Annotated in this window: 10 protein-coding genes and 1 pseudogene; all 11 read left to right on the top strand. The window is 51.8% G+C overall.

The window, feature by feature from the left end; all coding sequences use genetic code 11:
• Positions 1–11 precede the first annotated feature (11 nt).
• Entirely contained in the window at positions 12–2,735 is a 2,724-nt protein-coding gene (gene cas3 / locus NP589_RS16495) for a CRISPR-associated helicase Cas3' (RefSeq protein ID WP_256607980.1), read from the top strand.
• Positions 2,732–4,315, top strand: a complete 1,584-nt coding sequence (gene casA, locus NP589_RS16500) for a type I-E CRISPR-associated protein Cse1/CasA (protein ID WP_256607981.1) — start codon at positions 2,732–2,734, stop codon at positions 4,313–4,315. Before cas3 ends, casA begins: the two co-directional genes overlap by 4 nt.
• Complete coding sequence (gene casB / locus NP589_RS16505; RefSeq protein ID WP_256607982.1) at positions 4,316–4,885, top strand: type I-E CRISPR-associated protein Cse2/CasB; 570 nt, start codon at positions 4,316–4,318, stop codon at positions 4,883–4,885. It abuts the gene before it with no gap.
• 17 nt (positions 4,886–4,902) lie between these two features.
• Positions 4,903–5,955 carry a type I-E CRISPR-associated protein Cas7/Cse4/CasC gene (cas7e, locus tag NP589_RS16510; protein WP_256607983.1) on the top strand — a complete coding sequence of 351 codons (1,053 nt, stop codon included), beginning with the start codon at positions 4,903–4,905 and terminating at the stop codon, positions 5,953–5,955.
• A gap of 9 nt (positions 5,956–5,964) precedes the next feature.
• Positions 5,965–6,747: a type I-E CRISPR-associated protein Cas5/CasD gene (gene cas5e, locus NP589_RS16515; protein WP_256607984.1), complete on the top strand. Its 783-nt coding sequence runs from the start codon at positions 5,965–5,967 to the stop codon at positions 6,745–6,747.
• Positions 6,747–7,718: a type I-E CRISPR-associated protein Cas6/Cse3/CasE gene (cas6e, locus tag NP589_RS16520; RefSeq protein WP_256607985.1), complete on the top strand. Its 972-nt coding sequence runs from the start codon at positions 6,747–6,749 to the stop codon at positions 7,716–7,718. The genes cas5e and cas6e overlap by 1 nt, the downstream gene beginning before the upstream one ends.
• 22 nt (positions 7,719–7,740) lie before the next feature.
• A complete protein-coding gene (locus tag NP589_RS16525) occupies positions 7,741–7,938 on the top strand; it encodes a hypothetical protein (protein ID WP_256607986.1) in 198 nt (65 codons plus the stop codon).
• Positions 7,928–8,266, top strand: coding sequence for a type II toxin-antitoxin system RelE family toxin (locus tag NP589_RS21840; protein WP_256607987.1), 339 nt, complete (start codon positions 7,928–7,930; stop codon positions 8,264–8,266). Before NP589_RS16525 ends, NP589_RS21840 begins: the two co-directional genes overlap by 11 nt.
• Before the next feature lie 44 nt (positions 8,267–8,310).
• Entirely contained in the window at positions 8,311–8,580 is a 270-nt protein-coding gene (locus NP589_RS16535) for a type II toxin-antitoxin system Phd/YefM family antitoxin (protein ID WP_256607988.1), read from the top strand.
• Complete coding sequence (locus NP589_RS16540) at positions 8,581–8,877, top strand: type II toxin-antitoxin system RelE/ParE family toxin (protein ID WP_256607989.1); 297 nt, start codon at positions 8,581–8,583, stop codon at positions 8,875–8,877.
• Positions 8,878–8,886: 9 nt separating this feature from the next.
• Positions 8,887–9,148, top strand: a pseudogene (locus tag NP589_RS16545) (type I-E CRISPR-associated endonuclease Cas1e); the annotation flags it as partial.

A 9,148-nucleotide genomic window follows, 5' to 3' on the forward strand; every position in this document is an offset into this window, starting at 1 on the left:
AAGCAAAAACAGTGACCAACCATGCCAGCTACTATCGCTATTGGGGTAAAGCCAAACCGGAAGCCGAACAGGGCGTGGCGTACCATTTGTTGCCTTATCATTGTTTGGATGTGGCGGCGGTGGGGAGGTATTGGTTAGCGCCGGATAAACCAATCTGCAAGCAATTGGCCGCGCAACTGCAAGTCGAACCGGAATGGCTTAAAAGCTGGTTTACGCTTTGTCTGGCATTACACGATTTGGGCAAGTTTGCGCGCGCGTTTCAGGGCTTGAGATCGGACTTGTCGGAGAAATTGGTAAAGCCATGTTCCGGTATGCCTTATGCGGAGCGCCACGATAGCTTGGGCTTCGCATTGTGGCGAGAGGTATTGCAAGAAAAGCTGGCTAAATACGATGCCGAAAACAACGCATGGGCAGCCAAAATTGATCCGTGGCTGGAAATCGTCACCGGCCATCATGGCATGCCGCCCAAACTGGAGCGTGTCAGAATCCCTAATTTCTTCAAAGTTGACGACGAACAAGCCGCATTCGACTACCTGCAAGCGGTGCTCGAATGCTTGTTACCGAATTTCGACTTTCAGCCATTGATGGAAAAAAGTCTCGCAACGCGCCTTAAACCGGTTTCGTGGCAATTGGCCGGAATAGCCGTTCTCGCCGATTGGCTAGGGTCGAATCAAGAGCATTTTGCCTATTGGGACCAACCGATGCCACTTGCCGACTATTGGCAAACGATAGCCTTGCCCGAGGCAGAACAAGCACTTGCCGGATTACCGAAGCCACCGCTTGCGGGCCAGTTTCAAACCGTACAAACCCTGTTCCCATTTATTCAGCAGCCAACCCCTTTGCAGCAATACGCCGTTGATGAGCCATTAACCGACCAGCCGCAGTTGTTTATTTTGGAAGACGTCACCGGGGCCGGAAAAACCGAAGCCGCGCTGATTCTGGCGCAACGCCTGATTGCAAACGGTTTGGCGCAAGGCTTGTACATTGGCTTGCCGACCATGGCGACCGCCAACGCCATGTATCAACGCTTGGGCAAGGTTTATCGCGGCTTTTATCAACCGGCTGAACAGCCCTCGCTGGTGTTGGCGCATGGTGCGCGAGAGTTGTCGCAAGCTTTTCGTGACTCGGTGCTGTTATCGGAACAACACCATGCCGATGCCGATTACCAAACCGGCAAAAACCCGGACGAGCAGGAGCTCAGCGCCACCGCCTATTGCAATGCCTGGGTGGCGGATAGTCGCAAAAAAGCCTTATTGGCCGATGTCGGTGTCGGTACGCTGGATCAAGCCTTATTGGCAGTATTGCCCGCCAGACATCAATCGTTACGCCTGTTGGGCTTGGCAAACAAGATATTGCTGGTGGATGAGGTCCACGCCTACGACAGCTATATGCAAAAGCTGTTGTCGGCCTTGCTACAAGCCCATGCCCGTCAAGGCGGAAGCGCGATTTTGTTATCGGCTACCTTGCCGCAAAATCTGCGCGAAAAACTGGTGGCGGCATTTCAGCGCGGGCTGGATTTGCCGGTGCCCAATTTATCTGATCCAGCCGCGTATCCGTTGGCAACCCATGTTCCGGCGCAGCAAACCGAAACCCCAATCGACACCCCAATCGACACCCGCCCGGAAGTCAAGCGCACCGTCAAGGTTGCGCGGCTAGACAGCCAGGATGAAGTGATCGACAAGATTTTGCAGGCCAACCAGCAAGGTCAATGTGTTTGCTGGATACGCAACACCGTTAAGTCTGCGCGTGAGGCGTATCAACGATTGCTGGGTAGCGGCGTACCTGCCGAGCAGTTGAGTCTGTTTCACAGTCGTTTTGCGATGATCGACCGTCAAACCATTGAAAATCGTACTTTGCAAATCTTCGGCGAAACGTCCAGCCATGCAAGCCGCAAAGGTCAAATCCTGATTGCCACTCAAGTGGTGGAGCAATCTCTGGATTTGGATTTCGACGTATTGATCAGCGACCTTGCGCCGATTGATTTATTGATTCAACGCGCGGGCCGCTTGCGCCGCCATATCCGCGATGTTCTAGGCAATCGCCAGCGCGAAACAGATGCCGAGGACGGGCGTGGAATACCGGTGTTCTACCTGTATTCACCTGCGCCAAATGAAGATGCTGCCAGTGATTGGCTTAAGACCGATCATGCCGGCACTCAAGCGGTTTACCCGCATGTCGGTCAGCTTTGGTTGTCTGCGCGATTATTGGAAAAAGCGGCTGGTTTCAGTATGCCGGACGATGCGCGGGATTTGATTGAAGGGGTTTATTCGGACGAAGCACAAGACCAAATTCCAGAATCGCTGCAACAGGCTTCTCTTCAGGCCGAAGGCAAGGACATGATGCAGAAAGGTATGGCTGACTTGAATGTGTTGAAATTGGACAAGGGCTACACCCGAAAAAGCAGCGATGACTGGGACGAGGAAACCCGAATCCCCACGCGCCTGACCGAAGAAGAAAGCATTTCGGTAGTCTTGGCCGTATTGAGCGGTAGCCAACTCAAACCCTATGCGGATGCTAAACAGTACGCCTGGGCAATGAGCACCATCAAGCTGCCGGAGCGCGAATGGAAAAAAGCCAGCCAGCAAATACCGGACGAGTTAAAGCAGCAGATAGAAGCGCTAAAAACCGAACACCAAGCCTTGCGTTGGCTGGAGGTTTTTCCACTGACAGCAACGACCCAACATTACTACAGCGCCGAAGGCGGTTGGCAAACCCAGAAAGGAGAAAATGCATGAATTTGATTACCGATCAATGGATACCGGTCATTCGTCAAAACGGCCAATCCGATTGTATCGCCCCGTGGCAAATCGCCGAAACCGAAAACCCAGTGATTGAAATCACCGCGCCAAGGCCGGACTTTCAGGGTGCGTTGTACCAGTTTCTGATTGGCTTGTTGCAAACCAATTTTGCACCCGAGGACGAAGATCAATGGCTGGAATATTGGGAACAGCCACCGTCCGCAACCGTGTTACAAGCCAGTTTAGACAAACTCGCTCCTTGTTTTGAATTGACTAGCGAGCAAGGCCCGGCATTTTTGCAGGATTTCGATTTGCCTGATGGCGAAGCCAAACCGATTGCGGCGCTGTTGATCGAGGCCCCTGGCGGCAAAACCCTGAAAGACAATCTCGATCATTTCATCAAACGCGGTTCGGCGAATCAGCTTTGCCCAAGCTGTGCGGCTAGCGCTTTATTTACCTTACAAACCAATGCGCCGGGTGGAGGTCGCGGTCATCGTGCCGGATTACGTGGCGGTGGGCCGTTAACGACCTTGGTTATTCCCAAAGCAACGCAAACGACTTTGTGGCAAAAACTGTGGTTGAACGTACTCAACCAGGAAGACCACGATTCGGCGGATAACGTGAACGTCAGCGTTTTGCCTTGGCTGGGCAAAACGCGGACTTCTGAAAAAGGACAAATGACCATGCCGGGTGATGTTCATCCGCTACACGCCTACTGGGGCATGCCGCGCCGAATGCGCTTGATTACAACTTGCGAATCGGCTGTCTGCGATTTGTGCGGAAGCCCGGCAGATTCGATATTTCGCGAATATTGCACCAAAAATTACGGTACTAATTACGACGGTGCTTGGCAGCATCCGTTAACGCCTTACCGCCACGATCCCAAAAAGGTTAATCCGCCGCTGTCACTGAAAGGCCAGCAAGGCGGTTTGGGCTACCGGCATTGGTTGGGATTGGCGCTACAGGATGAAACCAATGGCGATAGGGCCGCCAAACTCGTTCAACATTACAACCGGGATAGAGGGCGCAAACTGGCGGACAGAGGCGGTGCAGCGCTGTGGTGTTTCGGTTATGACATGGATGAAAAGAAATCAATGAAGGCGCGGTGTTGGTACGAGACGCGTTTTCCGGTGTTCTACCTGTCTGAACAGCAACAAAGCAATTTGACCAGTTGGACGAGCGAGTTAATCGACGCTGCACGGGAAACCGTGAAGATTCTTCGCGGCGAAGTCAAAGCCGCTTGGTTTCGTCGCCCGGAAGATGCCAAAGGCGATATGAGCCAAATCGATGCGCAATTTTGGCAAGCGACCGAGGCTGAGTTCTTCTGCCTGTTGGAACGGTTGGCCGTTTTGCCAGTAGATACCCGGTTGGTACCTGCCGAACACTACGTTAGTTGGTTGAACACCCTGATGAGCAAAATGATTCTAGTGTTCGAGACCGCAACCCTGACAGCGACACCGGAAGACCTTGATTTGAAACGTATCGTCAACGCCAAAAAAGCCATGTTGGGTCGTTTTCGTGGCAACAAAATCATCAAGCAGTTAAAAGCCCATGCCAATGCGGAGGAGGCAGCCTAAATGAGTAATTACTATTTTCTAATGCAGGACGAACAAAAAGCGTTATTGACATGGCATCGCTGGTTAAACGGCGATGATGGTGACCGCGGAGGTAATCGTGGTGACCGCGCGCGATTGCGCCGCGCAGAAGCGCCGGAAGATATTTTATTAACGGACGCCTTTTTCCGTTTTTTGCATCAAATGCCGGACGGCTTTCCACAAAAACTATCAACCGAACAACGTTTACCGGTAGCGGCGGCGATAGCAGGTCTGTTGGCGCATGTTGAAACGAATAACGCCGCGGAAAGCTTTGCTACTCAGTTGGCCAAGCCAACTGAAGGCAAAAGCAAAGCGCCCATGAGCGAATTACGTTTTCAGCAATTGCAAAAAAGTCCGACCGTTGAAGATTTCTATCGGCGCATGCTGCGCGCCATTCGTTTGCTGGGTAAATCCACAAACGTGCTGGCATTAACCAATGACATCATCCATTGGCATAAAGAATTCAGCCAACCGCTGGGACGCCATCCTAAAGACCGTCTGGCCGTGCGCTGGGCTACCGACTATTTCTCTGTGCCAACCCCGAAAAACTAACTCAAGGAGAGAATTACATGAGCCGTTTCATTCAATTACATTTGCTGACTGCTTACCCACCTGCCAACCTGAATCGCGACGATCAAGGCAGCCCGAAAACCGCCAAAATGGGTGGTTATGATCGGCTACGGGTTTCGTCGCAATGTTTAAAAAGAACTTGGCGGACTGCCGATTTGTTTCAAGCCGCTGTCGGTAGCCATTTAGGCACCCGGACTAAATTACTTGGGTTAGAGATTTATAACGCACTGCTGGCGGGTGGGGTCAAAGATAAGGATGCCAAGGAATGGACAAAAGCGATTGCCGGTGTCTTCGGCGCGTTAAAAAAGGCGGATAAAAGTGACCCGTTGGCGGAATTGGAAATCGAACAATTGGTGCACGTCAGCCCTGCTGAGCGGGCAGCGTTGGACAGATTGACGGCAACACTGATCGCCGAACAGCGCGAGCCGGAGAAAGCGGAACTCAATTTATTACGTGTCAACCAGCAAGCGGTAGATATTGCCTTGTTTGGTCGCATGTTGGCGTCCAGCCCGGCGTTTAATATCGAAGCAGCCTGCCAAGTGGCCCACGCTATCAGCGTACATCCTGTGGTGATTGAAGACGATTACTTCACAGCTGTAGACGATCTGAATAACGGCCAAGACGACATGGGCGCAGCCCACATCGGTGAAACCCGCTTCGCCGCCGGTTTGTTTTACGCCTATATCTGTATCAACCGTGATTTGCTGATTAAAAATCTGGATGGCAACGAAGCATTAGCCAACCAAGCGGTTCGCGCCTTGATCGAAGCTGCCGTCAAAGTTGCGCCGGAAGGCAAGCAAAACAGCTTTGCCTCGCGTGCTTATGCATCATTTGTACTGGCGGAAAAAGGCGAACAGCAACCGCGCTCCTTGTCGGTGGCGTATTTAAAGCCCATCAATCACTGCGACGAAGCGGCGGCAATCCAAGCCTTGCTAGCTCAAAACGACAGTTTTGATGCGGTTTATGGCGCTTGCGCCGACGCGCGTTATCAACTCAATGTCCCAGAGCGTCAAGGATCGTTAGCCGAACTACTCGATTTCGTCGGCCAATAGGAGCCGATCATGGATCTTCTGTTATTCCGTTTATACGGCCCGTTGGCCAGTTGGGGCGAGATCGCCGTCGGCGAAAGCCGGCATAGCGCCAACTATCCCAGCAAGTCGGCAATATTGGGATTGATCGGTGCGGCGCTGGGCATAGAGCGTAGTGACGAAACTCAACAAGTCGCCTTGCAGCAAGGCTACCACGTTGCTGTGGAAGTGTTCAGCACCGGCCAATTGCTGCGCGATTACCACACGGCGCAAGTGCCGGATTCGGCAGGCAAGTTTGTCTACCGTACCCGCCGTGACGAACTGGTGTTGGGCAAAGAGCGACTAGGCACCATTTTGTCCAGCCGCGAATACCGCAGCGATGCCTTGGCGGTAGTGGCCTTGCGGGCTTTGGAGGCTGCGCCGTTCAGCTTGTCGCAGATTGAAGAAAAATTGCGCAATCCGGTATTTCACCTGTATTTGGGGCGCAAATCCTGTCCGCTGGCGGCACCGTTAAACCCGCAACTGCTGCCGAATCAGGCCAATCTGTTGGCGGCGTTTAAGGCCTACCGGCATAAACCCTTGCTCACGCAAAAATCGACCGACGGCGATTTGGGGCAACTAACCCAGCAAGATGGATATTGGTTAAATGTCGGTAAACAGCGGCATTACTACTGGGAAGGGACGGAAAACGATTTTTCCAGCGATGAGGATTTAATCCGCCGCCAGACCCGCGTTCGCCACGATCAGCCGACATCACGTAAACGCTGGCAGTTTGCGCCGCGTCAGGAACACCATTTTTATCAGGAAGGTGAGTAATGTACTTTTCCAGAATCAGAATCCGCCCCGGCATTAACGAGCTGTCGGAGTTGGCCGACATGCTCAGATACGATCAATACGCCGTGCATCGCATGTTATGGCGTTTGTTTCCCAATCAAGAAGCCAGAACCTTTTTGTATCGCGAAGAAATCGCCCGCGAACAGTTAGGGCCTTCGCCATCGGTACGCGGTGAGCCGGTTTATTATCTGGTTTCGCAAGTCGAACCGCTGAAGGTGGAAAACTCATTGTTTGAAGTTGAGAGTAAAACCTATCAGCCGACTTTGCAAAAAGGGGATGTGCTGTCGTTTAGTTTGCGTGCCAATCCGGTCGTGCAGGTTAAAGTGGCGCGCGGCGAAGACGAGCAAATCAAACACGCAAAGCAGCGCAAAGATAAAGGGCTCAAGGAGAAAATCACCAAAAAGCGCGTACATCACGATGTAGTGATGCACGAGCAACGGCGTTTTTTACAGGCCCTGATTAACGAATGCAGTTTGCAACAATCAATACCGGCTAATCCAAGTAAGGCAGTGCTTAAACAGTTGCTGTTAAATCAAGGCGGTGCGGTTCTGGAAAAGCGATTGACCGAATTACTGTGTACCAATCCGTTGTATGCAGAGCGGTTGACACAAATTTCGGTCTTATCCGACAAGTTGGAATGGGCCATCAAAGCGCAAATTGATCAAGCTTTGCAAAATTGGCTGGTCGAACAGGGCGAAGGTCACGGATTCGCCCTGGTAACGGATCAAAGCGGCTTGTTTACAGTACAAAACAGCGCCTACGCTTGGCACAGCCTGCCACAAAAAACAGATAAAAAAGGCGAAAAAGCTGGCTTCAGCTCCGTCGATTTCACCGGCGAACTGCAAATCACCGACCCTGAAAAATTCCGCGAAATTCTGTTTAACGGCTTGGGTCGCGCCAAGGCGTTTGGCTGTGGTTTGCTGATGGTTCGACGCGTAGTACCATGCTCGTGAAATTATCAATGGAGGTTAAGCCATGATCGAATTACCAGCACCTATCGAAACTCGCATCATTCAGGCCGCACGGGCCGCGGGTGTTAGCATTTCGACATTCTTGGACCGTTTGCTGGATGAATACATTGAAGACAAAACCGACATCGAACAAGCCGAACGGGCATTGCAGGAGCCGGGAGAAATAAGCGCCGAAGAGCTCAAAGCTAAATATGGCCTATAAAATTGCCTACAAGACTAGCGCTGAAAAAAGCTTTTCTAAACTTCCGAAAGATGTTCAAAAGCGCATTTATGTTGCCGTTCAACATTTGGCCGACAATCCAAGGCCACCGGGCGTTAAAAAGCTGCAATCGGTTGTTGATCGTTATCGTATCCGGGTTGGCGATTCCGCATCATTTACACCATCGATGAAGGTGAACTCAAAATACTCGTGGTGGCAATCGGCCACCGGCGTGACGTTTATCAGACTTGATGCCGTCCGAATTAAGTTTCTAAATGGTTTGTCCTTTATGAGCCTTCCGCAAATGTTGGCAATCTGCTACACCTGTTAACAGCTGCTGAAGTCAAACCGTAAAAAACACTACGAGTAAGTACCATGAACATCAAATTTTCCGAAGATGTCATTCCGCTTAGCGACTTAAAAATCAATCCAGGCAAAGTAGTCAATCACGTAAAAGAAACACACCTGCCAGTGCTTTTAACCAGCCGTCGTGGCGGTGTCGCCGTGGTACAAGACTTGGATGGCTACGAAAAAAATCAGGAAGAGCGGGCTTTTATGAAAGCCGTTGCCCTATGTCTGATGGATGTTAAAAATGGCCGAAGCATGGAGTTGGCTGAGGTTAAAGCCAAACTGGGTATCGGCTAAATGAACCTGCTGATTGCCGATTCCGCATTCAACGACCTCATAGACAGTAAAGCGTATTATCTGCAACAAGGCGTGCCGCATATCGGCGATAACTTTGTTGCAGACACCGTAGCTCATGTCGAAACCTTGGTTGATCATCCTGAAATCGGCCGGATGCTTCTGGAATTTGCCGAACGCAATAGACGCGAGCTAATTCATTCGCCTTTTCGCATGGTGTATTGGTTGGAAGATCAGACAATTCATGTAATCAGGGTATGGCGTAGCGAACGCTTGTTACAACTGCCCGACTTTAATTAGCGCCACCTCATGCTCCCACCCCTAAAACCCATCGCCATGAAAGAACGCGTCTCCATGGTCTTTATCGAAAAAGGCCAGATCGACGTCAAGGACGGTGCCTTCGTCGTCATCGACGAAACCGGCATCCGCACCCATATCCCGGTCGGCTCCATCGCTTGCATCATGCTGGAACCCGGCACCCGCGTTTCGCATCACGCCGCCGCGTTGGCGGCCAGGGCCGGAACCTTGCTGGTCTGGGTTGGCGAAGCCGGCGTCAGGCTGTATGCCGCGG

Origin of the sequence: Methylomonas rosea (assembly GCF_024505055.1) — a bacterium.
In the GTDB taxonomy this organism is placed as follows: Bacteria; Pseudomonadota; Gammaproteobacteria; order Methylococcales; family Methylomonadaceae; genus Methylomonas; species Methylomonas rosea.

Coding starts and splice junctions, on each gene's coding strand:
- casA (WP_256607981.1), top strand. CDS start 2,732: ATGAATTTGATTACCGATCAATGGATACCGGTCATTCGTCAAAACGGC.
- casB (WP_256607982.1), top strand. CDS start 4,316: ATGAGTAATTACTATTTTCTAATGCAGGACGAACAAAAAGCGTTATTG.
- cas7e (WP_256607983.1), top strand. CDS start 4,903: ATGAGCCGTTTCATTCAATTACATTTGCTGACTGCTTACCCACCTGCC.
- cas5e (WP_256607984.1), top strand. CDS start 5,965: ATGGATCTTCTGTTATTCCGTTTATACGGCCCGTTGGCCAGTTGGGGC.
- cas6e (WP_256607985.1), top strand. CDS start 6,747: ATGTACTTTTCCAGAATCAGAATCCGCCCCGGCATTAACGAGCTGTCG.
- NP589_RS16525 (WP_256607986.1), top strand. CDS start 7,741: ATGATCGAATTACCAGCACCTATCGAAACTCGCATCATTCAGGCCGCA.
- NP589_RS21840 (WP_256607987.1), top strand. CDS start 7,928: ATGGCCTATAAAATTGCCTACAAGACTAGCGCTGAAAAAAGCTTTTCT.
- NP589_RS16535 (WP_256607988.1), top strand. CDS start 8,311: ATGAACATCAAATTTTCCGAAGATGTCATTCCGCTTAGCGACTTAAAA.
- NP589_RS16540 (WP_256607989.1), top strand. CDS start 8,581: ATGAACCTGCTGATTGCCGATTCCGCATTCAACGACCTCATAGACAGT.